Here is a 26,877-nt window from a genome sequence, read left to right on the forward strand (position 1 = left end):
CATTATGTCGCGGGATCGGGGGGTCCGAGAAGGACGAGCGACTCATGCGCCTCCACGAACTGCAGCGTGGCCAGGTCCCGGATGGTCTGGGCGCTCACCGACGTCTGGAAGGAGAAGTCGAAGCTGTCCAGCGTGCGCAGCATGGGAAAGCGGGCCGCCTTCAGGCGCTTGTCCCGCTGGGTGGCCTCTCGGGCCTCGACCTCGGCGTCGACCAGGTAGCCCAGGAAGTCGAGGTACGAGGGCTCTTCCTGCAACGCCAGCTCGCTGACCGCGTCCAGCATCTCCCGGATGCGGCGCAGCTTCAAGCGCTTGAGGCCCTGCTCGAGGCGGGCCCGGTCGGCGGGCGCGATGGTGCGAATCATCGGGCCACCTCCTGGTAATAGGTCAAGTCCCGGCGCTCCACCTCGACCCGATAAGGCAGGACGACGTGGCCCTGGGCCGCTGGCTTGGCCGGCTGCGGCAGGCTCGCGGGCGTCTTCTGCAGCCGCTCGACCAGGCGCTTGAGGATGCCGTAGCCGTACGCCTCGAAGTGAATGGCCCGCTGCATGGCCTGCTCCAGCACGTCGGAGGGGCAGCTTTCGGCCAGCGTCACGATGCGCTCCATCTGCTCCCGCAAATGCCCGCTCCAGGAGCGGCTGAGACCCTCCAGGTACGTGCGGGCACTGGGGGCCAAGGCCTCAAAGCGGGCCTGAAGGGGATGGGCCGGTTGACGACGGGTTTGGTGCTGCGGGTCATGGTCGTCCCGAATCATGACGCGACCCCGTCCGGGGACGAGATCGATCCGGTCGACCACCTGGCCGTCCTCCAGGATCTCGATGTGGTCCTCGAATCGCCGGTAGCTCACGGGCCGGCGGGCAAAGCGGGCCGGCACCGAGTACCGGTTTCCCTCGATGGAGATGAGGTTGGTGCGGGTGGCTTTCCGCTGCTCCAGGATGCCCTGCGGGGCGCTCACCTCCAGCGGCTTGAGGTGGGGCGCCTCCTGCGCCAGCCGATCCCACGGCACCGCTCCGGTCGTGGCGTGTACGCGGGCGTTGGCCACCTCGTCCATCCAGGCCCGGACCTGGCGGTTGAGGTCGGCCAGATCCGTGAACTCCCGGCCGTAGAAAAAGCCCCGGCGCACGTACTTGACCATGGACTCGACTTTGCCCTTCGACTCGGGGTCGTGGCCCCAGCAGGCCCTCGGCGCAAAGCCGTACAGGGCCGCCAGCTGCAAGAGTTCCCGCTGGTAGCGGACGACCCCGCCGACCCGTTCCGCCACCACGGTCTTCGCGTTATCGAAGAGCAGGGTGCGAGGCACCCCGCCGATGTACTGGAAGGCCCGGTGCAAACACCCCGCCAGCGTGGCCATGGACAGCGACGTGATGAACTCCACGTCGATCACCCGCGACCACGCCAGCGTCAGGATGAAGGCGTACAGCCGCACCCGAGCCCCCTCGACCACGAGGGTTCCGAAGTGGCCCCAGTCCACCTGGGCCTGCTCGCCGGGCAGCGTCTCGATGGGCTTGTACTCCCGGACTGGGTGCGGCCGGATCGCAGCCACGAACCGGCGCACCGTACGGCGGGACCCCGTATAGCCCTGCTGGCGGATCTCTTGGTAGAGCCGTTCCGCCGTCAGCTCGGGCCAACGGGCCAGCCGGGCCGTGATATACTCGGCGTAGCGGTCGATCTTGCGGGCCCGCTGGCGGTAGCGGGGAGGCTCCGCGGGGAGCGCGGGACCTTGCCAGTACTTGGCCACGCTGTCCCGGTGGATGCCGAGGCGTTCGGCCACCTGAACCTTCTTGAACCCTTCGTCACGCAAGTGCCGCAACGGGATCACCAACTCCTGTCCAACCAGGTTTGCTCGCTCCTTCGCCGGATCCGTCTGGGTGGTGCCCCAGCGGAGCCGATACGGGGGAGCGGGCATTTCCCCTACCTGGCCGGATGTGCGGCTTTTTTGTGGCCATTCATGCCGGTTTTTCGTGGCCACTTATGCCGATTTTAACGTGGCCACGGACAGGCGTTCTGCAGGAACTCCATCAGGAAGTGCCCGGTCTGAGGAAACATCATGGTCACGCGCTCGATCGCCCCCGCCAGCGCATCCTTCAGATCATCGGACCCTTCCTGCCTGGCGCGTGCAAGGCGCTCGATGTGCCGTCGGGCCGCCTCTTCCAAGCCATCCGCCACGGCGCTTCTACACCCCCTTCCGCGGATGCGGCCCGTGCTCCGGCTGGCGTTGTACACCCTGTAGTGACACTTCAAACGCACAAAGGGCGACATGACGGGATCCGAAAGGGTTGAGGTGGACAAAGCGGTTGTATCTACGCCGTTTTTCGGGTGTGCGTCACAATCTTCCGGTAGTGGGGCGGCCGCTCGACTTGCAAGGCCCGCAACAGCGCCTTCTGCTCCTCCGTGAGAGGGCGGACCTGCCAGACCTCGCCGTGGGCGGTGACGTGGCGACCCACGTCGATGGGGGCGACGAGGTCCCACATCTGGCGCCAGGTCTGGCCCGTCTCGTTTTCGGCCACCCGGATCATGAGCAGGGCCAGCCAGCACAATAGCACGTGGGACCGGATGCGGTCGTCCAGGCGGTGGTACATGGGCCGGTCGTCCACCGTGTGCTTCAGGTCCCGGTGCACCCGCTCCACCTGCCAGAGCTGCTTGTAGCCGTACACCACGTCTTCGGCGGGCAAAACGTCGTCGGAGCTGCTAATCAGGAACTTCCCATCGAGGGAGGCTTCCCGGCGGACTTTCCCCTCGTCGATGACGAGACGCCCGCCGGCCCTGCGCGCGGTTTACGAGCGGCTGCGGGCGAAGAAGGGCCATCAGGTGGCGGTGGTGGCCCTGGCCGCCAAGCTGGCTCGGATCGCCTCGGCCATATGACGGACGGGGCGGGTGTTTACCGGCATCCGTCCCGAATTCTATACTGCCAAGCTTTCCCTGCTCGATAGCCACGCAGCCCCCCATGCCACGGCCTATGTGCTCAGGTGGCTGGGCGAACGGGTCGATCAAATCCTTGACCGCAGCCCTTATGCGATCAAGCAGGCTCGGAAAGGAGCCCAACTGAAGGCCGCTGCTTGAGGAAAGCCCTTGACAGGGGATCATGGGTGTACAACGGCAGTCAGGGTTAACTGGACCTGCCCAACTCCGCATTCTCAGACTCCTTTGTTTGTGATTGCTTCCAATCCGCTATCATGGCTTCCACTGCTTGCTCCATCTCCTCCTGCAAGCCACTACGAAACCTGCGATAAATCGCGTCGAACACCGGAGGGCTTCCCTTTCGATGTTCAAAGATCTCGTCTTGTAGCATGCGGGACTTGGACTCAAGTTCTGAGGATGCTGCTCCGCGGAGGGCCTCCTCCCATAGGTGGTCGGCCTGCGTCTTGAGCCGACCTATTCGCTCCGCTGCTCCCTTGTGAGCCAAGTACTGCTCCCCGCCAAGCATCAACGCTGGCAGCAATGGCGCTACAACATGAAGAATTAACTGTTCCACTGTCAACTTGCGTGCGATGCTCACAAGGAGCACGACAACGCCTCCCGCAAACAATATTCCAAGGATATAATTGGCGTAACGTCGCCTCTGCTCAGAATCCCAACGACAGTTCGCCCGCTGGCACATGAGTCTTGCGATGTGCAGAGGTACAACCCTTACGGAGGTCGGGTACCACGGTACAAGCTTCTCGTAGGAGGGATCTCGGTATCTCCGCTCGTACCGTGCTGCGTGCCTCGTAATAACCTCGGGGTCCACTTTGCGACCCACCTTCACTTCGTTCCACAGCATACGCAGTACCTCGCAGTCGAACATTTCCTCGATTGTGGCTGCTTCGACGGCCAATGCCTCTTGCCACCTGGCGAAGATAAACCGATCAAGGAGTGAGAGCAATATGAAACCTCCGACGGCGTAACTGCTGAGCTCCGGAGTGGCGATCGCGTATAACGACCCTGCTATCACCAGAGCTGCTCGCAGAGTCAGCACTAGCTTCGCTTCTCCGTAGAGTTCCCTTTGGGCTGCAAGGCACCTTAATTGCCAAGGAGAGGCTTGGATATTAGGGATATCGTTGTTCATGCCTCATATCTCGGGAATTGACGGTTGAACACCATGTTCCACCAGTAGTATGCCTCTTCCGTATCGCCACCCGTTTGAGCGCTCACCGCCTTATTGGCTCGGCTCAGGGCCGTTTTCAGCTTGGACCTAGCCTCCTCCAACTTGGCCTCAGTTGAGCAGGCTCGTATATAGCCAGAAATCCCTTGGGGGTCCTGCATCTTCGCGAGATCCACCTGATCTAAGAAGGCAAGAAACCCTCTTACGTCGAACGGATAGACGATCGAGGTCTCACCATCCGCATACTTCGTAACGCGTAACTCGAGGTAAAACGAGGAGATCGGCACGTCGTTGAAATACTTCCACGCCTTGATGAACCGTACAAGGGGCTTGACCTTGTACCCTAACTTGTCGTCGACCGAAGTTACATATCCATGATGGGCCTCAGGACTGGACCTGGTCCATCCCCCATCGCAGTCTGGTATCTCGTAAACTCTATATACTCCGGAAGTTCCCACGAACCGCGCTGGAACCACTTCGGTCGTTTCTTCTTCCTGAGTTCCGAAGGGCACCTTGACTGCTGGGCAGTTAACACGCACACCTGTTCGCGGAAAACAAGCATCCAACGCGTTTCTAACCTCTGCTAGGCTCGCAGCCGAGTTGTCCTTGAGTCTTTCGGAAGGAATGACGGCAAAATAGTCAACATCACTATAACGAGAAATGCTCGTGCCGTTACCAAACGAGCCAGTTCGGAAGAAGTGCGTGATCCCAAACGCCCGTTCTAGGCACGACTTAATCGACCTGCGATGCCGTGCAGCAGCTTCAGTCTCGGTCGCTGATGGAGTTAGCTTTCCAAGCAATTCCCTAAAGCCCTCTTCGACGGTCTTGGGCACAGCCAGTCACCCCTTTGGCTAAATGGTTCCCGAGCGCGACGAACACTGTAAAAGACCACACCTTCCCTTCCATACGCCCGGCATCGCCGTCGACCCCAAAGTGCCTAACGGTTCGGTCATCTTCGCGGTACTTCTAGGCAAGAGTTGCCAGTCGCCCCGCTATCCCAGCATGTCCCACGTGTCGTGGAATTTGAATGGCGCTCCCGCACGTCGTTTTTCACCGCGCAGCGAGGGCGGGCTGCGCCTTGGCTTCCCCAAGGCCCAGCGCTTGTCGCAACGCCTCCTACGGAAAGCGGCTTTCGGCATGGAGCAGCGCCATGCCCACCCACCGCTCCGCCTGCTGGCCGGACCGCCAGCGCTTCACCCGGCGGGCCTTGGCCTCCAAGATCAACAGCGCCGACTCCACCAGGTGGGTGGAGCTGAGGCTGGTGCGTAAATGGCCCGGGATGCCCAGACGGTGCAGCGTCAACGTCTCCTCCAGCCCCTCCCGCAGGCTCGCGGCCGCGCCCGGGCTGCTGCGCCGTCAACACCCGGCACCCCAGAAACTCCAGGAACCCTGCGCACTCCGGATCCGCGAACAGCCCGGGGTGCACCCGCCGCCGTCCGTGCAGCACCGGCGGCCCCTGCTCCGCCCAGTAGGCCCCTGACGCCGGCACCAGCGAGCCGTCCTCCGTGAGCACCAGCGGGCCGAAAGCCATGGACCGCTCCGGATGGCACCCTCCGGCTATCGCGCCGGCTCCCGGTACAGCGCCCGGCCATACTGCGATGCCGAGGTATGCAATGTAGTCGCTCGCTTTCTTGCCCGACCGCCCGACCCGGCAGATGCTTTCCACGTCCGCTTCGGAGGACGGTGTGCCATTGTTGGCGATCCGAACGGCGTCGGGAGTGAGCTCCACCAGGACCGACCTCGACCTGGCGTCGTCGCCGTTCTGCAGGAACTCCATCAGAAAGTGGCCGGTCTGCGGGAACATCATGGTCACGCGCTCAATCGCCCCGGCCAGCAAATCCTTGAGCTCGTCGGACCCCTCCTGGCGGGCGCGCGCAATGCGTTCGGCATGCGGCCGGGCCGACTCTTCCGAGCAAGCTGCGACGGCCCTTCCACACCGCCCTTGCGCGGATGGGACCCGCGCTCTTAGCAACCGGTACCCGATCACCTCACCACCTTCGGATAACGCCACCGCCACGGCCTGCTCTCGACAAGAGAAGCTTTCGGCAGTATGTTTTCGACAACCGGTTGCGAATTCCTCGTCAGCCCGGCGTCCAGGGCCGTCCGCATCCCGCCCTACCCCCCAGGCGGTGCGGCACGCCGCCGCGTTCATCGCCCTGTACACCACCCACCGCCTGCCTCCGACCGCTCCGCCTCTCGCCGCCGGCGACCATGCCGACGTTACCGCACTCCCGCGCCGGCTATACGCTGGGCGTCGCCCTACCCAAGGCCGGCCCAACCCACAGCACGGCGGCCCCAACCCGTACCGGGCCCACCATCTGCCACCCCGACCGCGTCGCCATCACCTTCTTCCCGCCGGCACCCCCGCAATGCGGTCCTCGCCCGGCGTCCCATGCGGGACGACAGCCGTGTATCGCGGCACGACCGCCGTCTATCCGAGCCACGCCCGGCCCGCCTTTCGGGGCCCCGTCGGCGGACTCACTCGCCGGCGCCGAAGTACTCCACCGCTACGAACTCCGGGCACGTCGCCAACTGATGCACATCGGCGAGGACGAAGACGAACAGGTACTCGCCACGGGGAGCCGGTTCCCATCCAAGCTCGATGCCGCCGTCACCGACCACGAACTCGTCGCAGTACACCCAGCTCTCCTCGGCCACCCCGCTGCCCCCGACCTCGCCCGGCCACGCGCCGATGAACCGGCCGGCACCAGCCTCACCGGCCGGCTCGGTGCGAAGAGGTACCGGGCGTATGTCTCCACGAACTCGTGGTACGCCTCCACCAACGGCGTCTCCTCGTGATAGCTGGCGAGGTTCTCCTGCACGTTCTCCTTGTCCCGAAACGGGAGCCACACGCTGAGCCCCGACGCATCCGGCGTCCCGCGCCCCCGCCACCTCGACGAACCCGTCCAGCGCCTCGACCGGCCGCCCCACCCTCCCCCCGAGGTCGGCCACCGACGGCGTCATGATGCCGGCGGCATCCTCGCTGTTCCCTCGGGAGTGCCGGGCGCAGGCGTCGACAATGATGCGCCCGAGCTCCGCCCCCGTCATGGAGGGCCTGGCGACCAGCGCCCCGAGGCTCGAAGCGTACTCCCAGCGCAGCCGCTGCCGGGTTCAACCTCCTACGAGGCGACCATGCAGCGGGCGAACGGGCTGACGGCGTACGCGACCTCAGTCGTGCTCATGAGAGAGCCGTTCAACCCGATGAGTTCAAGCGTCGCACCGGCGCGCTCGTGGGCCCGTTCCAGGTCCCGCCGGATCTCCAGAGCCTGCCGGATCCCCGTCACCGAAAGGGACTGGCCGCCGTAGCCCTCGTCGGCCCCAAACCCCACGACCGAGCCCGCCCCGTGGTTCCACAGGATGAGGCCGTGCCGCCTGGCAGGGTCGTTTTTCGCGGACCGTGTCATGAACTCCGCCAGCGTGACAGGGTCGCTCGGCGGGCGCCGTCCCGGGTCGCCGGCGACGAGTACGAGCCCGGCTCTTGTCACGTGGAACCTCTGGTTCCGTTCGGCGTCGATACCTTCTGTGTGCCACACGGTAGAAGGCGGCTATGGTGCGTGTCCGTTCGTCGGGACGCACTCCGGGGCGGGGTGGAGCTGGAGCTCGGCGGCCACGGCCGCGAGTTCGTCGACTACGTCCTCCAGGCTGCAGACCAGACCCGCCCAGAAGGCGGTGCGGGCCGCGGCCTCCGCTGCCTGCTGCTCCTGGCCGATGAGCGCCACCAACTGGCGGCCGATAGCGAGGAGTTCACCTGCCACGTCGGCGGCGCCCGCCCGCCCCCCGGCCTCCCGCCGGCCTTTGCCGTTCTGCAGGTTGTCCAGACGCTGCCCGATGGCCTCCAGCGCCCGCTTGCGCCTCACCGCCGCCGCCCGCTCTCCATTGAGCCGGATCACCTCGCCCATGTGTGGCCTCCCTCTGCGTCAAGACCTACGCGCCCGTTGCTGCGTCGATAGCGCCGACGGCCGCTCCGCCCGCCGCCCGCCCCGACCGGCGCCGCCACCGCCCCGCCCCACGATGCGGATGGGGATGTGCACGTCCGGGTTCCTCCAGCGCCCCCACCCGGAAACCCGTTCGACCGCCCAGAGGATGGTTGAGGCGGCTTGCTGCACCCCGCTCGGGCCTCCTGTGTACCGCCCGCCTGCCCGCCGCCAGCTTGGTTCGCCCCTGGCTCAGAACCTGGCGTGCCGCACCTGTCCGTAACCTGACGATCCGCGCTGGCCACCCCGTCGAACTCCCGGGCCGCTGCGGCTTTTGCCAGCGCCCGTCCTGCCACCGCCGCCGCAGCGCGGAGCGGCGCGTGCATGCATGCCGCAACCCCGTGTCACCCGCCGCCCACCGCCTGTTGGCCTCCCACGGCGACGCCTGGACCTCCGGTGCGCCATCCCACAGCTCCTTCAACAGCCGTTCCAGTTCATCGAGGAGGCACTCGCCGACGCTTATCAGCGCTTCCCGCCCCTCGTTCTCCGAGCTGCAGACCTCTGGCTTCTCCCCTCTCCGAGGTTGGGCCTCTCGCAGCTCTGAGGGGTCCACTACGGGATGCAGATCGGTCTGCGCCGCTGGGCCGTGGCAGTGCCCATGTCGAGAAAGGGCTTTGCCGTGGTCAGGGCTGGCCGTTTTGCCTCCGGAGTCGAAGGCGCGGGGCAAGAACCACGGCGCGGCTTCTACAAGCTCCCGTCCGATGGCCACCAATTCCCTGCCCACTTCCGCCCTCGAGAGCCGGTACCAATCGCGCCGCAAGGCTCGTTGGCGCCTCCGGATGCGTTGCAAGACCAGCCGGCTCCCGATCGCTCGGCGGGCTTGCTCACCCATGCGAAAGGTGCCCGCCATGAAACTTACGCTCCTTCCCCCGATCCCACTGTGCCTGACAGCCTCTCCCCCACCCCTCGTCAGCTTCGTCCAATCTGCGCGTCGTCGCTCGAAACGGGCTCGAAGCACTCCCGACAAAGCTGCCCCGTACCCTCGACATAGTAGCCCACGCGGTCATCTATGGGAACGGCCAGCTTCACGGGCGTCTTGCGGTCACACAGCACGCAGCGCTCGTATCCGTCGAGACGAGGTAACAGCTAATGATAGAGCCACCACCGCGCGTCGAGTGCCCAACGATGAAAACGCCTTCGACCGGTCCGTCGGCTCCGGATCGCTTTGCCGTCTGCCGGGAGTACGCCCATGACCCCTATACCTCCAACCCCGTCGACCCCTGTGCATTTGGGACTCCGGAGGGGACAGAGTTCGCCGTTCTTGCCGCCGGTGCCGAGGGTGTTTTTCGTGTCACGCCCCTCGCCCGCTCCGGCGTCAGCATGACCTCGATGGTTTGCAGGATGATCTTCAGGTCGAGCAACGGTGACCACAAGAAGATGTAGGCCAGATCGAACCGGAGCTTGTCCTCAGCCGCGGTATCATAACGCCCCCGTATTTGCGCAAGTCCTGTGATCCCCGGCTTGACCAGGTGGCGCAGGTCATAGCCCTCGATCTCTTCCCGGTAGTGCTTCACGAACTCCGGACGCTCGGGGCGAGGGCCGATCAAACTCATGTCGCCCCGGAGAACGTTAAGTAACTGGGGAAGCTCATCGATGCGAAAAGTCCGCAGCCATCTCCCTACGCGCGTCACACGGGGGTCATCTCGCGACGCCAGCACAGGTCCAGTGTCGTCCTCCGCGTGGTCGACCATGGTCCTGAACTTGAGAATCTCAAAGATACGTCCACCTTGTCCGACTCTCGCTTGTTGGAACAGAACTGGGCCCGGTGTGTCCAGCCTGACGGCCAGTGCTGCAAGGATCCACACGGGAGATGTAAGTACGAGTCCAAAAGAGCTGAGGAGCACGTCAATCATCCGCTTCAGAGCCGGGGCCGGCCACTGGCAGGCGCGAGGGCGGATCTCAAGAAGTAGGTGATCCCCGTCTTCGTAGAACCGGCTGGAGGCTAGGAGTAACTCTCGGGCGCCAGGAAGTACGACGACGTTGCCGTTAAGCGGTTTATCACCTGACAACAGGTGGGTAAGTTCCGTAACGTGATCGCCAAGCCCCTGCTCGCGTATGTCCATTGAGGTGCTCACCGCGTCTGCGGACCATGCTGCCTTTATCCGAAGGAGTATCCACTGCCAAAGAACGAGGCATCCCCACAGGAGACCAACCGCCAAGGCAAAGGTGAGCCGCGGGATGGCTACCACGCGGAGTGCGTAGACCGAAGCCATGGCGAAGAGGATGGAAAAGCTCGATGCTAGGAAAGCTGAGTACGAGACGGCTGCCCACGAACGGTGTCGGCCCCATAGATCCACCAGGCTACCGCCTATGACCAAGCCCAGAAGCCCGGCTGACGCGGCGTATCCGACTGGCTGCCACAGGTGGGACGGTACGTGCCCGCCCCATCGGATCCAGAGGGCGAGAAAGTAGCTCACACCCCCGAGCACCAGGCTTCCGAGAAGGTCGGCATGCCAGGAGCTGAGGAGGGTACCGAGCCATCCCTTGGGTTCTCCATTCAGCTTACCGGACCTCTGTAAGCGTCCCATAGAGCGCCGTACCTCCTGCTGTGGCATTGCCCCACACGCGATGGGAAAATGCTTGCGAATCCACGCCGATCCTTCAGAAGAGCCGGTCCGCAACGTAGGGCCCACTTGTGTCGCCGCGACTATGAACCGTCCTCCGCTCTTAGCCAGTCCGCGAAACGATGGAGGCCTTCCTCTATCGGCACGCTTGGCGAATAGCCGAGCTCCGTTCTCGACCGGCTCAAGTCCGCCCACGTGCGGCGCATATCACCAGGCTGTTCGGGGAGGTACTCGACGACAGGCTCACACCCGAGTGTCCTGGCCAGGAGAGTGATAAGAGCTCCGAGCCGTACAGGCCGATCGCTTCCCAGGTTGAACACCCGGTAAGGTACCTGGTTGCCGTTAGCGTCCCGGTATTGGGTGAGCCCCTCCCACTGCATCGCCCGCTCGATGCCGGTGATGATGTCGTCGATGTAGGTGTAGTCCCGCTCCGTCGTGCCGTCACCGTAGACGGGAATGGGCCGGCCGGCCAGCATGAGCCGTGCGAACTTGTGGATGGCCAGATCCGGCCGCTGCCTCGGCCCATAGACCGTGAAAAACCGAAGCGCCACCACCGGCAGCCCGTACGCTGCCGCAAAGCTCTCGCACAGCGCCTCCCCCGCCGCCTTGGTCGCCCCATACGGCGAAGCCGGCCGCAGAATGGGGTCGTCCTCGGCGAACGGCACCTTCTCGTTGCCCCCGTAGACCGAGCTCGACGACCCAAACACGAACCGCCCGACCCCATGCTCCCGGGCGAGCTCGAGCAGGTTGACCGTGCCCATCACGTTCACGTCGGCGTAACCCCGGGGGTCTTCGAGCGAGGGCCGCACCCCCGCCTTGGCCGCTAGGTGCAGCACGATCTCGGGCCGCACCTCCCAGAAGATCTGCTCCATCGCGGCCCGATTCCGGATATCCGCTTCGAACAGCACGATAGCCCCGCTCGCCACATGCCGCTCGATATTGGCCCGCTTCACGGCCGGTTCGTAGAACGGGTCGAAGTTGTCCACCACCGCCACCTCGTCACCCCGCTCCACCAGTCGATCGACCAGGTGGCTCCCGATGAACCCCGCCCCGCCTGTCACCAGCACTCGCCGCCGGCCTCGGTGGCGCGCCACTGGGCCGCCCACCTGCCCCCCGCTCATCGCCCGATACCCCAATACCGGAAGCCCAACCGCTCGAGCGCGGCCCTATCCAGCGCATTGCGCCCGTCGACCACCACCCGCCCCCGCATCACCGCCGCTACCGCTTGCCAGTCGACGTGCAGGAACTCATCCCACTCCGTCATGAGGACCACCGCATCAGCGGCCTCAGCCGCCTCGACCGGCGACGCGGCGTACTCGACGCCAAGATCCGGGTGCTCCCGCCTCGCCCGCTCCATCCCCACCGGGTCGTACGCCCGCACCCTCGCCCCCATCCCCACCAGCATCTTCGCCACATCCACCGCCGGTGCATCCCGCAAGTCGTCCGTATTGGGCTTGAACGTGAGCCCCCACAGCCCCACCGTGCTGCCCCGGATCACCTTCAGCGCCGCCTGGAGCTTGTCCACCACGACCCGCCGCTGCCGCTCGTTCACCCGCAGCGTCCCCGCCGCCAGCGGCATCTCGTAGCCGTACTGCTCCCCCAGCGCCAGTAGCGCCCGTACGTCCTTCCCGAAGCACGAACCGCCCCACCCGGCGCCCGCCCCCAGGTACCGAGCCCCGATCCGCCGGTCGAGCCCCACCGCCCGCATCACCTCGGTGACGTCCGCCCCGACCCGCTCCGCAATCCCGGCGATTTCGTTGGCGAAAGACACCTTCATGGCCAAAAACGTGTTGGCGGCATACTTGCACAGCTCGGCGCTCGTCGGCGTCATCGTGATGAAGACCGGAAGCCCCTGTCCGTCCGTTCTTGCCAGCCCCTTCGGCGGCGGGAAGCTCTGCTCCAGGATGGGCCGGTACAGCCGCTGCAGTCGCTCCACCGCCCCGCCGTCTTCCGCCCCCACGACGATCCGGTCGGGGTAGAAGGTGTCGTATAGGGCCGAGCCTTCCCGCAGGAACTCCGGGTTGGACGCCACCGCCACCTTCGCCCGCACGCCCCGCCGGGCCAGCCCCTCCCGGACGATGGCCTCCACGCGCCGCGCCGAACCCACAGGCACCGTCGACTTGTTGACCACCAGCGTGTCGGCGTCCTCCGGCAACTGTTCGGCCAGCGCCCGAGCCGCCTCCTCGACGTAGCGTAAATCGGCGTCGCCGTTTTGCTGGGGCGGCGTGCCCACGCAGATTAGGACCACGTCCGCCCCGGCTGTCTCCGGCCCAAGCGCCACGTCGAAGCGCATCCGCCGGCGCACCTCGGCAAAGAGCTCCGGCAGCCCCGGCTCGTGCAGCGGCGGCCTGCCCGCCAGCAGCGACTCGATGACCGATTCCTTCTTGTCGATGGCCGTGACCTCGTGGCCGACGTACGCAAGTGCTACTCCTGTCGTCAGTCCAACGTAGCCGGTTCCGATTATAGTCACCCTCATTGTAAACCCACCCATTTGATACCACGGCGCATAGCCCAGGCATCCACTACGGCTTGGACCGTTGACGCCGAGCCGCCAGCACCTCCTGATACACGGCCATCGTTTCATGATACATCCGTTCAAACGTGAAGTAGTGCTCATATCGAGCTCTGCCGGATCGGCCCATCTGGATACGGAGATCTGGAACCCGGATCAGACGAAGCAACCGCTCCCGAAGAGCTCCAACCTGCCCCCGAGGTACGAGAAAGCCAGTCTCACCTTCCATTACTGCTTCATGCACCCCACCCACATCAGAAGCAACGACTGGAAGCCCAGCACGCATAGCCTCAAGAATGGTTCTAGGGAGTCCTTCCCAATTGGAAATCAACACGAAAACCTGCGCACCTGCTAATCGTTCGGCTACGTCCTTACGCGCGCCCAAGAACCGTACGCGCTGCTCAAGGCCAAGGCCATTCACTTGCGCCTTCACCGCCTCTAGCAGCGGACCGTCACCGATGAACTCGAGCTCCCACGAAAGGTCCGCTAGACCCGCTATGGCGCTGAGCAACGCGGAGTGAGCTTTCTGGGGCTCGAAGCGCGCTATCATCACTAGACGGGGCGGCTGACGCTCAGGTCGCGCACGGAGAGCGAGAGGGACATCTGGCACCCCGTTATGGATAGTCACAACCTGTTTCGGAGGCGCTACTCGGTATGCGAGGGCAAGCTGGCGGTCGTGTTCGGAGACGGTGATAATACGATCAGCGAACGGACCAGCCAGCCGTTCGGCAAAAGCATAGAAGCGGCGCTCGCGTTTCGCTACGCCTTCGGTGAAGGCCCAGCCGTGTGCCGTAAACAGGACTGGAAGCCCCAGGCTCTTCGCGGCAAGTCTCCCAAGCCACCCTGCCTTGGAGGAATGGGTGGAAACGATGTCCGGCATGAGGGCGGACAACTCTCGACGCAGCTCAAGGATCCCCCTCACGTCCCGACTCGGGCAGATAGAACGGGCTAGGTAACGCAGACTCCGGTGGGGAATGCCTTGATCTCTCAGTTCCTGGGTAAAGGGACCCTGACCTCCCGCTAACACCGTAACTTGGTGTCCCTTTCCTAGAAGATGGATAGACAGGTCCCGCACATGGACATGGGCCCCACCGACGGAATCCGACCGGGTTATGACATAGGCGATATTGACACGACTGACCTTCACGTGCTCAGTCCCATCCCGAGGGCCGTAGACCCGACCTCAAAACACCGGAGCATAGCGGGAGCTAGCAGTGCCCAACTATAACCAATATCCCGCTCACGAGAGGCACCTCTAGGCTTCCCAACGCCGGCCTAAGCACAAGCAACGGTATCTAGTCCTACTGGGGCCTCCCATGGCCCAGTGTGTTACATTCAGCTGCCTTCCGGAGTGACTCTAGCACTTGCTCACCAATGCGACCCCAGTCCCCTTCTCTAGCAGCCATCCGTAGCCCTCGAGCTCCCATCTCGGCTGCAACTTCTGGCCTCAGTAGCAAATAGACACATGCTCGAGCGAGAGCTTCAGCATCCAGCGGTTCAACCAGCAAGCCAGTCTTGCCGTGAACCACCTGCTCTGGCAACGCTCCGACTTTAGTCGCTACTACAGGCCGACCAAACGCGTACGCAATCGGAATGACGCCTGACTGCGATGCGTCCCGATAGGGCAGGACCACTACACTTGCTTCTTGGAAAAACGGTGCGACCTCCTCGTCCGATACCCATCTGTTGACGATCTCTACACCATCAACTTGCTTTGCAATCTTGTGCAAGCTGCTACTATACCCGCTACCTACAATTAGAAGGCGAGCGTCCGGCACCTCTTGTTTTACGTTCTTGAACGCACGTAACAGTATATCCACACCCTTATAGGGTGTGATCCGCCCGAAAAACAAAAGCGTCCTGGACGTCGCCGGTTGTTCCGAGTGTAGGCTGTAGCGCCGGTAGTACATGAAATGCCCATGCGGTATAACGTCAATGCAGTCCTTCGGCTTGCCATAGCGTTCGATCTCCCGTACAAAGGACCGGGAAACCAAAATCACTCTCGCAGATCGTCTGATTACTGCTTGTTGCATGAGACGAAGCGCGGCATTCCGCTCGCCATAGCGTTGCCTTGGGTCGTGAACCGTAGACACGACGGGAATGTCCTTTGTCACGAAGCTAGCAAACAACGACCATGGTGTAAGCATGGGAAAGTATACTACGTCAGGCCGAACAGCCCTCATCAACTCTCTAAACCGCTTGAGCGGCACGAGGGTCAACGTTCTCAGCCCGAACTCAATCGCGTTGCTATATGTGTCAATCGGGATAAATGGTACCTCTGCTTGCTCCCATTCCGCAAGGTTGGTAACGCGGGAGGATATCACGGCCGTGACGTCACACAGTCTCGCTAGGGCCCGTACTATCTCTAAGCTATAAACCGTTGCACCGCCACGTCTCCCCAAGTAGACAGCCATAACCTTCATTTACCGACCCGCCCGTAGCCGAACGTGTTCACGTGTTCAGTAGACCTTCTTCCACCCATTCCACTGAGGTCGGGAACAGAGAACGCATACGGAGATGCGATGAGCGCTGGCCGCGTCACTACCGAGTTTCGTGCGATGGTAGACATCGCATGGAGCACTTTACCTCCCCAGCAATCATCGCCTCAGGACACTTTCCTTGAGCGCGCGCAGACTTCTCCTGACTGTAGGCGGAACCAGTACACTGGTTTGTCTTAACGTGAACAAGCACTGTGCCACATACCTGTTATGTAAGGCATAATGTTTACGGAGTACCCCGTCATTGCTCACTAGAAAGGCCCAGTTGTTTGACACACTACTCGCGTACCAGCGCCACCTACTTACGGACCATTGTCCTCCACGCGTCCTTGGTAGGTGAAAGGAAACGAGTCGTCCATCATACATGATCCTTGCACCAAGTAGGCCTGCCCTTAGTTGAAGGTCCGTCTCCTCACGATAACCGTTCCCAGGAAACGTTCGGAACCGGAGCCCTTCTTTAAACGGCCAAGCGCACCACACGCTAATTGAGGTTACGAAGGGAACTTCACACGTCACATCGCCGACGATATCGAACCGACCCTTCCACGTACGGAAGTCAACTAAGGCTCTGGACAGGCTTCTGTGGTCAGAAGGAGCCCGTCGAGCTCTCCGCAGGGCCAAGTCTGGCGACTCACCGGGCTGCAGCATGAGCACAGGGCCACCCACGACATCGCACTTTTGCGCGTGGAGCCCAGCGATAGCCTGGTCAAGGTAACCGGGCATGACGACGACATCATCATCAAGAAAGAAAAGGTATTCCCCAGTCGCTGCTTCGATACCCAGGTTTCGTGCCGCTCCGGAGCCGAGGCTCTTGGCTAGTTTGTAGTAACGAACGCGCTCACGGGAGAAGAACCGGCGAACCTCCGCGTTCGCGTGGCCATAATCTTCTTCGCTCCCATCATCGACGATTATGACTTCGTCAATCATCCTTGATTGGGCGACCGCCCGTAAGCTCTCGACCAGAGTCAAGGCTCTGTTCTTCGTGGGAACTATAACCGAGACACGAGGCTGCATGACTTGAGTCACCGTCCTGACTGAGCGATCCACGTGCTCAGTCTGCGAAACGCCTTTGTAGGGATCAGTAGAATGAACCATGTAGCCAGGAACAACAATTCACCTAGTCTTCCATGCGTCTCCCGGTACATCTTCCGCCTGCTCCTGAACAGCCGCGACAACCTTTCAGTTTCGGGCGTCGACGCTCCACCAAGGTGTACTACCCTGCATTCAGTCACTACCGCCTGTAACCATCCAGCTTTTCTCAACTTGTACCCCAAAATCACATCCTCGCCGTAGAATGTGTAGTTCTCCGGCCACCCTCCCACACTCTCAAATGCCTCTCTTCTGAGCGCGACACAGAAGCCGGGTAGGTATGGTACTGTAATCCTGGGTTGTTTGGGCACCTCTACGCGACCCACCCGGAGCCGCAGCAGCCCTCGCCGCATTGGGTCTAAGACCGGGTTTGGCTTCGGCCACCATGTGCGGCGTGGGTTGCCAACCGCATCAACCTCGAGCGGCCCAACCGCGCCCATTGTCGAGACACTCGCCAGATTCCGAATCATACACTGTAAGGCGTCCGCGGAGAGAAAAGCGTCTGAGTTAACAAAGAGCAGCACCCTCCCTCGGGCCCGGCGTGCTCCTACGTTGTTGGCCTTAGCGAAGCCCAAATTGGCGCCCAGCGTGATGAGGTTAACCGGATACCTCGCTAATTGCGCAACTACGTCCGTTGGGGACCCGTTGTCTACCACGATCACTTCGCCGCTTAATCCACACTCCTTCACCGCGCTTAGCGCGGACTCAATCGCGCGAACAGCCACCTCGACGTTGCGATACGTGATGATGATAACCGATACATCGACGAAAGGCTCACCGGTCGCCGATGCCATATATAGCGGTCCTAGCCTTTCCATGGCGGGATTCCGCCGACATTCTCAAGACCATACCTATAAGACCCAGAAAAGCAGTATTCACAATCCAGAAGGTCCAGAGGTGATCAGCAACCGCTCCTGTAATGACATATGCCAAGAAGAAGCTTAGAAGGGCCCGGGCAGCTTCGCAACGCAGGCTCGATTGCTCGCCCTTTTGTCCACTGGCCGATTTCCACAGACCGTGACCAATACCAGCAAGGAACGCAATGAGGGTAATCAGAGCTGGGACCCCTCCAACCATCAAGGCCTCTAGGAGCATATTATGTGCCCAAGGGTTTCCTCCTTGAATCGGTGGAGCCTGGCCGTAACCCAGCCCTCTCACTAAGAAGAAAAAAGGGCGCTCCCCCACTGCATCGAAGGCGCTGCGCCAAACTAGTAGCCGTCCGTTTGTAATGTCGGGCTGCGACGCCACCTCATTCCATAGCCAGGGCCACGCATAAGGAAGTGCAAGTGCCATCAGTATCACGTAAAAGGCCTGTCTACGGTTCAGCATACCCATGACCACAAGACCCAGTGAGAGCGTCACTAGCGATTCACGAGAAAACGTCAGAACCAATAAGCCTCCGTTTATAAGCAGTCCAGCTATCCGAATTCCAAGGGGCACGTCAGATGAGGCAATTAGCAACAACGAAACCAACGCAAGCAGCTCCCCGGTTTCGTTTGGCGAAACTGGCTCCGCGTGTAACCTAAACCCTTCGCTTCTGTTGAACGCGGTGAACGAGCCACCGGTGGACACCGCATTCCACAGAACGACGAGTCCTGCGATTGAAGTCGCGAGTGGTAGGAGCCTGCGTAGTCGAACAAACGCTGTGGGACTCGCGACGTTATATCCAAGATAGAGAGGAAGCAAAGACAGCGTCCATTTCATAACCGGGGTAATATCAACGCCGCTGAAGCCACCCTGAGATGAAATAGCGAGAAGCGTATTGGCCAGCGCGATCATATACAAGGTAGCTCCGCTGATCAGAACAGGAGACTTAATACGTATCCTTGGGTAGAGCGCGATGGCCACAAGTGAGAGACCTATAAAGATCTCGTAAACGTCGATCCGCCAAAGGCCCACCGCGATTTGGTAGCCGGTCAATGCAAGGGGCGAGGTAAGCATGCCTGCGCTAAGAAGAAGGGAAGCAATCGATCTATGAGCCTGGATTAGTGCCCCTGGCAGCCGTTCTGGGTTCACGGCAGGTGCGTACGCCGGCACCATTGCGCCACTCCTCTTGGTCATCTCGCCTCGAAAGGTTCAACGCGGCTGTCCTATGATCCGCGATCCGCACACGCGCCTCAGCCGCTCGCAGTCTACGAGCCACGCCTCCAGCAAATCCGTCGAGCGATCCCACCTGAAACCGGCTATCGCGTCACAACCCGCGCGCGCAAGCCGGCATCGTAAAGCATCGTCCTCCAGCACCTGTATCAACTTTGATGCCAGTGCCTCCGGTTCTCGGGGCGGGGCCAGCACGGCCGTCTCCCCATCCATCGCGTAGTCCCGTATCCCGCCGTTGTCCGTGGACACGACGGCGCAGCCGCAGGCCATCGCCTCGGCCGCAGGGAGGTGCCACCCTTCGGTCCAGCTCGGGCAGAGATAAACCGAACTCCCGTTGTAGACGTCGCGAATCAGGTCGTCCTGAGGAGGATTGCGCAGGTACTCCATCCACGAAGGGAGCTCGGTAGGTCTCGGACTCGTCCCAAACAAGACCGCTCGCAAGTCAGGATGGTGCTCCTTCGCCAGCTCCAGCGCCTTGATCCCGTCCGGGGCGCCTTTCCAGGGAGCCGGGTTGTACAACATCGCCACCCGCTTGGGGCGGCTATCGACCGGTACCATGAGTCGGTAACGGTCGTGGTCGAGACCGTTGGGGATGTGCCGCATCTCCGACGCAGGCACACCCAGCTCGAGGCCCTTGTCGTACAGCCAGCGTGCGATCACGACCTTGCGCATCGGCAAGCGCCATGTAGCATCCACCCGGTCCGCCGCGCCGTCCCACGTCTCGTAGTGCTGGATGAGGTAGAACTTCGCACCCTTCGTTCGGGGCAGCGCGTACACGGGCTCTGCGGTGCGCCACGCCGTCGCGAAGATGGCATCGCCGTCGGGGACGTACCGGGCTTTCAGCGCCGGGACATAGAGCATCTGAACCCGCGGATCAATCGGCTGCCAATTCACGCGCGGGGGCCCTTGCAGACGGCGCCATGCCATGCCTGCCAGCCTGTGCAACAGACGATAGGGATTCGCAGGAAGCCGGACGGGGCCTACTTGCCTTACGTGCACCACGCGGACGGCGTGCCCGCGCCTGACTAGCTGATTCGCATACTCATAGACCACCCGGAAACCCCCCACCGGTGCGTACGGGTATCCGGGCAAGATGAACGTAACGCGCATTGTTGCCCCGTCTACCTCACCCTTCTCCCAGTATTGAGCGCCCCGTCCTGTGCACTCACGTCATGACCCTGAGCCGGCGCCCCAGCACCAGACTGGAAAGCACGACCAATACGTACACGGCAACGAAACGGAAAGCCTTCTCGAAAAGCACGGCCACCGGCGAGGTCACTGCCCACGGCACGGGAAGGAGCCCGGCCCCGTATGCTATCGACGCGGCCAGCGCACAGACTAGGACGGTGGTAGACGGAAGCTGCCAGGGTGTGGAGGTGCGCCGGCTCATGAACCAGACGAACAACGCGTACACCCCGTAGCTCAACGCCGTCGTGTACGCCGCCGCGGTAATGCCGTAGGTCGGCACGAAGACCAGGTTGAGGAGGAAGTTCAATGCTGCCGATCCCAATGCGCCCAGCACCATCCACGTCGTGCGCTCGTGAAGCTCCAGGCTCTTGTGCCCTAGCATGGAAGCGCCCCAAAAGGCGAGCCCCACCACCACCGGAAGCAGGACAGGATACCCGGACCGGAACTCCGGGCCCAAGATGACCCCTACGAGGTCCTGCGCCACCAGTGCGGTACCTCCAACCATCCCTGCCCCGAGCACGGCATACCAGCCTGTCATGTCCCGCAGCAGCATCACGAGCCGCTCCTTCTCCCCGTCGGCCCAAAGCTTCATCACAATGGGAAAAGCGGCGAAGGTAACCGGCCCGGACAACAACCCCGCCGCCGAAGAAATAAGCGAGTAGTTGGCCGAGTAAATCCCAAGTGGGCCCTCCCCAAGGAAAAGGCGGATTACATACCGATCCCCAATGGCGAGCATCTGCGACGCGAAAAACCACCCTGCCATGGGTAGTCCGTAACGGGCGAAACGAGCAAGCTGGACTTGGACGTCTGGGGAAGGAGCGATCCCATCGCTCTCAGATACACGCGTCAACCGATGGACTGTATGGAACACTACTGGCGCTACCAAGAAACCACTTCCTGCACCCGCCCACAGCAGCAAGCTTGGTTCTCGGTCTACCCCGTAGACCAAGGCCAATGCCAACCCAAGCCGAAGGAGCGCCCGGCCCACCTGGATGCGACGGTATAGCGAGGAGTGCAAACTTGCAGGGATGATAGGGATCACCAGGGACAGGCTCGAGTCTATTACCAGGCTTGCTGCGGCTGCTAGCGCCAGGGAGCATCCCCACCTTCGGACCGTACCCAAGAGCAACAGAGCGCCGCTGCCGACTGCCAGAAACGCCACGTACCCGAGCAATCTCTCAAGCACGGCGCGGTATAGGGCCCGCTTTTCCCCGACCCGGTACTCGCTGTAAAACCGCCCCACCGGTTGGGCAGCCCACTCGGTCACTACCGCGACGAGAGGAGCTACCACGGCGATGGCAAGGTTGTACCGGCCGTATAGGCCGGGGCTAAACAACCTGGTGAAGAAGTAGGAGGAAACCAGGCCGGTCAGAGCCGGCACAGCATTGGCAATGACATACTCAAGTGAATCCACACCAAACCGGCGCAACGCGGTACAGGTGACAAGGCTATCTCCAGGAGCCCGCGCCGGCCCGCCCGCGTTGGCAGCCCGAGATGGGGTACTACCACTTACAGCGGCCGTGAATCCGTCCCGAGGAGAGTACCGAGCCATTGCGTCATACCGCCACACAGGAACCGTCCGATCCGAACGTGGGTATCATCGATACACCTTGCTGGAGCATCTCACTTAGCGCTCGGAGAACCGCAGTTCTATTTCTCGACGGCGAAGGGAAGGCCCACGTAGCCGAGACCGACCACGCCGACATGGGCGGCGTGGTCACCAATCTGTGCAAGGAGTTGTTCTCGTACTCCTATCGTAGTCGGGCTCAGCGGACGAGCTGCCACACAAATACGTCACCTCTCACGGCGTAACCGCAGCAGGAAAACAAGAGTGCCTGTCCACGCAGTGACCAGAGCCAGAGATAGTACACAAGCTCATCAACCTGGGATACGTTCGGTGACCCGGCATGTGACGGCCGCTTCTCGGCCCACCAAGAACGTGACTGACGGCCCTCTGCGAGACACAAGCTCCAGGATACGAGGCCTTGTAGAAGATTTCCTGCCGCCGGGTGTCGTTTTGTGGCGGAGTACCCATCGCCTTAATCCTCCGACGACCGACAAGGCCGTCGGAATCTGGGCTTACGCGCCGCCGTCACATGCCGGGCTCCCCGCCCCGACGACCTACCAGCCTTGCTACCCCTTTGGGGCGGTCGCACACTTTGCAGCGTCGCTGAGCAGATCCGGCCGTCGCGCGTTCACTGCGATCCTCAACAATCTGCGCCGTGACACCATTTGTCCGGGATCCCGGTTGGACCGACGGCCGCCGTCGTTCTGGGACGCTTCCTGTCCCGCTTCCCGCCGTCGACCGGTTCCTTGCTGTCCCACTTGGGCTCCCCACGGCCGTCATCTTCACATGACGGCCGTCGTCACTTTTCCGAGGCAACAAACAACCCCCGGCTTCGCCCTCCCAGACCGAAGCCGAACACACGCTCGCCGAACGCTGCCCAACTCCCACCGAACCTGACAGTCTGTGGAGCAAGATACGAGCTTTGGCGAGGAATTCCTGCCAGATCGGGTGTACTACGACTCCCATGCTCCTGTCCGTTCCGTGCCCGTTGATGTACGGGCTGGGACCACTCGTCCTGCCGGGGGAAGTATGCGTGGCCTGCCTTTGCCTGGAGCGGCAGGAACGGCAGCGCGACGGTCCTGCACAGGATGCGCGGGGCCAGCTTTGCTGCCCATGACGTCACCGAGCGGCACGAACGCGTCCGCATCGACGCCGTACGCCGGACGCGCGCTCCGAGGGGGCGAGGTGCCGGTGCTTGAGGTGCCCATCCCGCCGCAGTGCAGCAATGTCGTCCGCAAGGCGCGGATGGCGGAGGTCCGGGACGAGCTCAAGGCCTCCGGGATCCGGTCGGTGGCCTTCGGCGACCTCTTCCTGGCGGACGAGCGGACGGGCCGGAAGCACCGCCGCAAGCCACCACCGTTGGTAAGTCGTCGGACTCGCGACGCGGTGGACGACACCCGTGCGTGATGGAGCCAGGCACGGACCCGGGGCAGACGGTCCTGTGCTCGCCTCGCTCAAGGAAATCGGTTGTTTGCCGTTTCACGGGGTAAGACAAGCCGTAGGCCGGTCTTACGCCTACGCGCGCCGATACGTCCGATGTGGGGGTGGGAAGGGAGCCACGCCCATGTGGTGGGTGACACTCGGCATCGACTTCGGCACCAGCACCTGCCATATCTACGTGCCGGGGCGCGGCGTGGTCATCCAGGAACCGTCCGTCGTGGCCCTGGAGGTCGATAGCGGGCGGCCGCTGGCCATCGGGCAAGACGCCCTGGAGATGCTCGGCCGGACTCCCCGGCGGGTCGCTGCCGTACGTCCTGTGCGTCACGGCGTGGTAGCGGAGGTCGGGCCTGCGACGGCATTTCTGAGCCATGTGGTGCGCCGGTAGCTGAGACGTCCCACCCGGGCCTTGATCGGTGTCGGCCCGAGCGCCACGGGCATGGAGCACCGGGCCCTGGTTCAGGTCGCCCAGGAGGCCGGAATTCAGCAGGTGGAGCTTCTCCCTGCCTCCCGCGCAGCGGCCGTGGGAGCAGGACTGCCCATAGGTGAGCCCCGAGCCCATCTGGTGGTGGACGTGGGGGCAGGGATGACGGACGTGGCAGTGTTCAGTCTGGGCCAGGAAGTGACGGCTACCTCCATCCCCGTCGCCGGCGATGCGATGGACCAAGCTATTGTCCGGTGGCCACGGGAGCACCGCAGCTCGTGGCAGGAGAACGCACGGCGCAGGGGATCAAGCACCAGATCGGCCGGGTCATAGGGGGTAGGCGGACCGGTCGGCGACACCCAGGACGTGCCCGGCCGCTATCTGGTCAGCGGGTTGCCCGGGCAGGTTCAGGTTACGGCGGACAAGGTCGCGCAGGTGCTTTACGAGCCGGCCCAGGCCATCGTCGAGGCCATCCAGTCCCTTCTGGAGAAGACCCGTCCCGAACTGACGGCGGACATCGTGGCTAGGGGGATGGTGCTGGTCGGTGGCAGGGCCCAGCTCAGGGGGCTTGACCGGCTCATCGCACACGAGACGGGGCTTTCGGTGAAGGTACCAAGGGATCCCGACGGGTCTGTGATTCGCGGGATGGCCGCCGTCCTCGAGTCGGGGAAAAGCAGGACGGTCGGTGGCGCACCTCCGCTCAGTCGGGCCCGAGTAGCTCTCGCGACAAGCAGGGCAGGCCCGACGGCGGCAGCCACGCCGCGAGGCGACCGGCTATGAGAGGGGGCCGACATCCCACGCACGTTTTGTGGCAGCGCCGATGGCGATCACCGTCACGGTCGATCTCCCCTATCCCCTGCCCCACTTGCTGTGAGCTGTGCTGGAGAACGCGGTGCTGGTCGGCGACCTGCTCGGGCTCGATGTGATGGTCCTGGTCGAGGGGCTGACACGGCGGCTCGGAAGCCTGCGGGAAGTAAGCCGGGGATCGGCCCTGACGGGGGTGGCCGACAACAGCGCTACCGGTCTGGTCACGCGCTCCACGCATGCTTGGTACTACGCGTAATGTTTAAGCGGAAGTTGCGAACTCCTCAACTCGCACGCTTCCCGAAATGACGGGGCTTCAAACCATCAAGAAACCCCCAGATGTATACAGGAAACATGTGCGGAGCAGCTTGCTAATCGCCTCGATGTCGTGGTATGCTCTGGCCATGGCGAAACACGAGGGCGGCCTCTACGTGGCCGAGATCAAGCGCCGCTACAAAGACCGGGTCTACGTCACCCACCTGCTCCGGCGAGTCTACCGGGAAAACGGCAAGGTGAAGCAGCAGACCCTGGGCAACCTCAGCCACCTCCCGCCGGAGGCCATCGAGGCAGTCCGGGCGTCGCTGCGGGGCCAGCGCCTGGTGCCCGTCGAGCAGGCCGTCGAGGTGGTCAAGACGCGCCCGCATGGCCACGTGGCGGCCGTCCGGGCCATGCTGCGAAAGCTGGGCCTGCACGAGATCCTGGACCCCCGGCCCTCCTTCCAGCGGGACCTGGTCGAAGCCCTGATCGTCAGCCGCCTCCTCCACCCGCAGCCCAAGCTGCCGACCGTCAGCTGGTGGGCCACCACCACGTTGGCCGAGGACCTGGGGCTGGAGGGCGCCACCAAGGACGACGTCTACTTCGCCCTGGACTGGCTGTTGGCCCGGCAGGCACGTATCGAGGCCCGGTTGGCTCGCCGGCACCTGAGCGAGCGCAGCCTGGTGTTGTATGACGTCACCTCCACCTACTACGAGGGCCGCCACTGCCCCCTGGCGGCTTTCGGCCACAACCGGGACGGCAAGCGGGGCAAGCGCCAGATCGTCTTCGGGCTGCTCACCGACCGGGAAGGACGCCCCGTGGCCGTGCAGGTCTACCGGGGTAATACGGCCGACCCCAAGACCGTGGCCGACCAAGTCCACAAGCTGCGGGAGCGCTTCGGGTTGCGCCAGGTGGTGCTGGTGGGCGACCGGGGAATGCTGACCCAGGCCCGCATCGACGCCTTGAAGGAGATCGAGGGGATGGCCTGGATCAGCGCGCTGCGCGCCCCGGCCCTTCGGCAGCTCATGGACCAGGGCCTCATCCAGCCCTCGCTGTTTGACCAGCAGGATCTGGCCGAGATCACCTCGCCGGACTACCCGGGCGAGCGGCTGGTCGTCTGCCGCAACCCCTACCTGGCCGAGGAGCGGCGGCGCAAGCGGCAGGAGCTGCTGGACGCCATGGAAGCCGATCTGGCCCGACTGGCTCGGCGGGTGGCCGCCGGACGGCTGAAGCGCCGGGAGAAGATCGGTGAGGCGCTGGGGCGGATTTTGGAAAAGCACAAGATGGGCAAGCATTTCCGCTGGGAGATCGGGGAGGGACGCTTCGCCTACCGGCGCGACCTGACCTCCATCGACCAGGAGGCCGCCCTGGACGGCTTTTACGTCATCCGGACCTCCGTGCCCGCCGAGCAGCTCTCGGCGCCCGAGGTCGTGCTGGCCTACAAGAGCCTCAGCCACGTGGAGCGCCTCATCCGCAGCATCAAGGGCGTCGTGACCAAGGTGCGGCCCATCCACCACTGGACGGAAGAGCGGGTGCGGGCCCACGTCTTCTTGTGCGTGCTGGCCAGCTACGTCGAGTGGCACCTGCGGGAGGCCTGGGCCCCCTTCTTGTTCGAGGACGAGGAGCCAGGCGGTCATGAAGACGGCTCCCCCGTGCGCCCGGCCCAACGCTCCGAGGGCGCCCAAGCCAAGGCCCAGACCCGCCGGACGCCGGAGGGGTGGGAGGTGCACAGCTTCCGTTCGCTCCTCGATAACCTGGCCACGGTCGCCCGCCACACGATCCGCATCCCCGCTCTCCCCGACGTCCTGCCGTACGACCGGGTGACCACCCCGGACGCCTTCCAGCGGGAGGTCTTCGCCCGGGTCGGCCTCCACTCGCTGGCGCCGGCTGGTAGACAGAAAGCCTCGGCCTGAAACGAAAGCAAATGGCATCATGACGGCAAACCGCGCTACCTCAAGTTGAGCAACTTCCGCTTAGAAGGCTCAAACGACTGTTTGGATACGTCCGGATATGTACTTCCGAATCCAGTTATGACGCTGTTTCGGGCCGCTGGCAATTCCGTCCAGTCCTCCTCGGTTCCGGCGAGTCCGGCCTAGCTTTTTGACCCCTTTTTTGACGAATAGGGCGGCGGATACCCCCCGGCGGCTACCATGCCCCCCACTTGCCACCACCCACCCCGTACACTGGGAACCGGTTTTCGAAGGCATGACAGTCGCCGACTTCGTCAGGACGGAGGGCGTGGGCGATTCCACGGACACTCCCGGCCAGCACGAAAGCCCTGACCAGCGAAATGGGCGTCGAGGCCGAGGACGTCCATGATACCCTCCTGCCGCATGGCCACAAAGCTAACACCCTCCACCAAGCTCGGCCCCCGACGGCCGGAGCGCACC

At 63.2% G+C, this 26,877-nt stretch carries 21 protein-coding genes and 2 pseudogenes; 3 read left to right on the top strand and 20 right to left on the bottom strand.

Annotated features, from left to right (window positions below; translation table 11 throughout):
• Window positions 1–2 precede the first annotated feature (2 nt).
• From U7230_RS07425 to U7230_RS07515, 20 genes and pseudogenes are all read right to left on the bottom strand, one after another.
• Window positions 3–362 (bottom strand): ATP-binding protein, encoded by a 360-nt coding sequence (locus U7230_RS07425; protein WP_324718084.1) that lies wholly within the window; start codon window positions 360–362, stop codon window positions 3–5.
• The gene (gene istA / locus U7230_RS07430) at window positions 359–1,807 is read right to left on the bottom strand and encodes an IS21 family transposase (protein ID WP_324718085.1); all 1,449 of its coding nucleotides are present in this window, start codon (window positions 1,805–1,807) and stop codon (window positions 359–361) included. Before istA ends, U7230_RS07425 begins: the two co-directional genes overlap by 4 nt.
• Window positions 1,808–1,977: 170 nt before the next feature.
• Window positions 1,978–2,163 (bottom strand): hypothetical protein, encoded by a 186-nt coding sequence (locus U7230_RS07435; protein ID WP_324718086.1) that lies wholly within the window; start codon window positions 2,161–2,163, stop codon window positions 1,978–1,980.
• 134 nt (window positions 2,164–2,297) lie between these two features.
• Window positions 2,298–2,741 carry an IS1634 family transposase gene (locus U7230_RS07440; protein WP_449727804.1) on the bottom strand — a complete coding sequence of 148 codons (444 nt, stop codon included), beginning with the start codon at window positions 2,739–2,741 and terminating at the stop codon, window positions 2,298–2,300.
• A gap of 362 nt (window positions 2,742–3,103) precedes the next feature.
• Window positions 3,104–4,042, bottom strand: coding sequence for an S-4TM family putative pore-forming effector (locus tag U7230_RS07445; protein WP_324718088.1), 939 nt, complete (start codon window positions 4,040–4,042; stop codon window positions 3,104–3,106).
• The gene (locus U7230_RS07450) at window positions 4,039–4,911 is read right to left on the bottom strand and encodes a nucleotidyltransferase (RefSeq protein ID WP_324718089.1); all 873 of its coding nucleotides are present in this window, start codon (window positions 4,909–4,911) and stop codon (window positions 4,039–4,041) included. Before U7230_RS07450 ends, U7230_RS07445 begins: the two co-directional genes overlap by 4 nt.
• 289 nt (window positions 4,912–5,200) lie before the next feature.
• A pseudogene (locus U7230_RS07455) lies at window positions 5,201–5,422 on the bottom strand (IS256 family transposase); the annotation flags it as partial.
• Between the two features lie 1,134 nt (window positions 5,423–6,556).
• Window positions 6,557–6,736: a hypothetical protein gene (locus U7230_RS07460; RefSeq protein WP_324718091.1), complete on the bottom strand. Its 180-nt coding sequence runs from the start codon at window positions 6,734–6,736 to the stop codon at window positions 6,557–6,559.
• Between the two features lie 461 nt (window positions 6,737–7,197).
• Window positions 7,198–7,563, bottom strand: coding sequence for a clostripain-related cysteine peptidase (locus U7230_RS07465; protein WP_324718092.1), 366 nt, complete (start codon window positions 7,561–7,563; stop codon window positions 7,198–7,200).
• A 60-nt stretch (window positions 7,564–7,623) separates the two neighbouring features.
• Complete coding sequence (locus tag U7230_RS07470) at window positions 7,624–7,977, bottom strand: hypothetical protein (protein WP_324718093.1); 354 nt, start codon at window positions 7,975–7,977, stop codon at window positions 7,624–7,626.
• 1,271 nt (window positions 7,978–9,248) lie between these two features.
• A complete protein-coding gene (locus tag U7230_RS07475) occupies window positions 9,249–10,580 on the bottom strand; it encodes a sugar transferase (RefSeq protein ID WP_324718094.1) in 1,332 nt (443 codons plus the stop codon).
• A 119-nt stretch (window positions 10,581–10,699) separates the two neighbouring features.
• Window positions 10,700–11,710 carry an SDR family NAD(P)-dependent oxidoreductase gene (locus U7230_RS07480; RefSeq protein WP_324718095.1) on the bottom strand — a complete coding sequence of 337 codons (1,011 nt, stop codon included), beginning with the start codon at window positions 11,708–11,710 and terminating at the stop codon, window positions 10,700–10,702.
• A 23-nt stretch (window positions 11,711–11,733) separates the two neighbouring features.
• Window positions 11,734–13,092, bottom strand: coding sequence for a UDP-glucose dehydrogenase family protein (locus U7230_RS07485; protein WP_324718096.1), 1,359 nt, complete (start codon window positions 13,090–13,092; stop codon window positions 11,734–11,736).
• A gap of 46 nt (window positions 13,093–13,138) precedes the next feature.
• On the bottom strand, window positions 13,139–14,275 hold the full coding sequence (locus U7230_RS07490) for a glycosyltransferase family 4 protein (protein ID WP_324718097.1): 1,137 nt from the start codon (window positions 14,273–14,275) through the stop codon (window positions 13,139–13,141).
• A 154-nt stretch (window positions 14,276–14,429) separates the two neighbouring features.
• Window positions 14,430–15,551 carry a glycosyltransferase family 4 protein gene (locus tag U7230_RS07495; protein WP_324718098.1) on the bottom strand — a complete coding sequence of 374 codons (1,122 nt, stop codon included), beginning with the start codon at window positions 15,549–15,551 and terminating at the stop codon, window positions 14,430–14,432.
• A gap of 174 nt (window positions 15,552–15,725) precedes the next feature.
• Window positions 15,726–16,721 carry a glycosyltransferase family 2 protein gene (locus tag U7230_RS15435; RefSeq protein WP_404980592.1) on the bottom strand — a complete coding sequence of 332 codons (996 nt, stop codon included), beginning with the start codon at window positions 16,719–16,721 and terminating at the stop codon, window positions 15,726–15,728.
• Window positions 16,649–17,509: a glycosyltransferase family 2 protein gene (locus U7230_RS07500; protein ID WP_324718099.1), complete on the bottom strand. Its 861-nt coding sequence runs from the start codon at window positions 17,507–17,509 to the stop codon at window positions 16,649–16,651. The genes U7230_RS15435 and U7230_RS07500 overlap by 73 nt, the downstream gene beginning before the upstream one ends.
• A complete protein-coding gene (locus U7230_RS07505) occupies window positions 17,490–18,755 on the bottom strand; it encodes an O-antigen ligase family protein (RefSeq protein ID WP_324718100.1) in 1,266 nt (421 codons plus the stop codon). Before U7230_RS07505 ends, U7230_RS07500 begins: the two co-directional genes overlap by 20 nt.
• A gap of 36 nt (window positions 18,756–18,791) precedes the next feature.
• On the bottom strand, window positions 18,792–19,673 hold the full coding sequence (locus U7230_RS07510) for a glycosyltransferase family 4 protein (protein WP_324718101.1): 882 nt from the start codon (window positions 19,671–19,673) through the stop codon (window positions 18,792–18,794).
• Window positions 19,674–19,977: 304 nt separating this feature from the next.
• Window positions 19,978–20,763 carry a lipopolysaccharide biosynthesis protein gene (locus tag U7230_RS07515; RefSeq protein ID WP_324718102.1) on the bottom strand — a complete coding sequence of 262 codons (786 nt, stop codon included), beginning with the start codon at window positions 20,761–20,763 and terminating at the stop codon, window positions 19,978–19,980.
• A gap of 1,989 nt (window positions 20,764–22,752) precedes the next feature.
• Here U7230_RS07515 and U7230_RS07520 point away from each other — a divergent pair.
• From U7230_RS07520 to U7230_RS07530, 3 genes and pseudogenes are all read left to right on the top strand, one after another.
• Window positions 22,753–22,974, top strand: coding sequence for a hypothetical protein (locus tag U7230_RS07520; RefSeq protein ID WP_324718103.1), 222 nt, complete (start codon window positions 22,753–22,755; stop codon window positions 22,972–22,974).
• 157 nt (window positions 22,975–23,131) lie between these two features.
• Window positions 23,132–24,208: pseudogene (locus tag U7230_RS07525) on the top strand (rod shape-determining protein).
• Window positions 24,209–24,636: 428 nt separating this feature from the next.
• Window positions 24,637–26,400, top strand: a complete 1,764-nt coding sequence (locus tag U7230_RS07530; protein WP_449727803.1) for an IS1634 family transposase — start codon at window positions 24,637–24,639, stop codon at window positions 26,398–26,400.
• Window positions 26,401–26,877: the final 477 nt, after the last annotated feature.

Source organism: Limnochorda sp. L945t, assembly GCF_035593305.1.
GTDB classification, from domain to species: Bacteria; Bacillota; Limnochordia; order Limnochordales; family Geochordaceae; genus Carboxydichorda; species Carboxydichorda subterranea.

Excerpts from the sequence above, each read along its gene's own strand:
- U7230_RS07425 (WP_324718084.1), bottom strand. The coding sequence starts at position 362 with ATGATTCGCACCATCGCGCCCGCCGACCGGGCCCGCCTCGAGCAGGGC.
- U7230_RS07445 (WP_324718088.1), bottom strand. The coding sequence starts at position 4,042 with ATGAACAACGATATCCCTAATATCCAAGCCTCTCCTTGGCAATTAAGG.
- U7230_RS07470 (WP_324718093.1), bottom strand. The coding sequence starts at position 7,977 with ATGGGCGAGGTGATCCGGCTCAATGGAGAGCGGGCGGCGGCGGTGAGG.
- U7230_RS07475 (WP_324718094.1), bottom strand. The coding sequence starts at position 10,580 with ATGGGACGCTTACAGAGGTCCGGTAAGCTGAATGGAGAACCCAAGGGA.
- U7230_RS07485 (WP_324718096.1), bottom strand. The coding sequence starts at position 13,092 with ATGAGGGTGACTATAATCGGAACCGGCTACGTTGGACTGACGACAGGA.
- U7230_RS07495 (WP_324718098.1), bottom strand. The coding sequence starts at position 15,551 with ATGAAGGTTATGGCTGTCTACTTGGGGAGACGTGGCGGTGCAACGGTT.
- U7230_RS15435 (WP_404980592.1), bottom strand. The coding sequence starts at position 16,721 with ATGGTTCATTCTACTGATCCCTACAAAGGCGTTTCGCAGACTGAGCAC.
- U7230_RS07500 (WP_324718099.1), bottom strand. The coding sequence starts at position 17,509 with ATGGCATCGGCGACCGGTGAGCCTTTCGTCGATGTATCGGTTATCATC.
- U7230_RS07505 (WP_324718100.1), bottom strand. The coding sequence starts at position 18,755 with ATGGTGCCGGCGTACGCACCTGCCGTGAACCCAGAACGGCTGCCAGGG.
- U7230_RS07510 (WP_324718101.1), bottom strand. The coding sequence starts at position 19,673 with ATGCTCTATGTCCCGGCGCTGAAAGCCCGGTACGTCCCCGACGGCGAT.
- U7230_RS07515 (WP_324718102.1), bottom strand. The coding sequence starts at position 20,763 with ATGGCAGGGTGGTTTTTCGCGTCGCAGATGCTCGCCATTGGGGATCGG.
- U7230_RS07530 (WP_449727803.1), top strand. The coding sequence starts at position 24,637 with ATGGCGAAACACGAGGGCGGCCTCTACGTGGCCGAGATCAAGCGCCGC.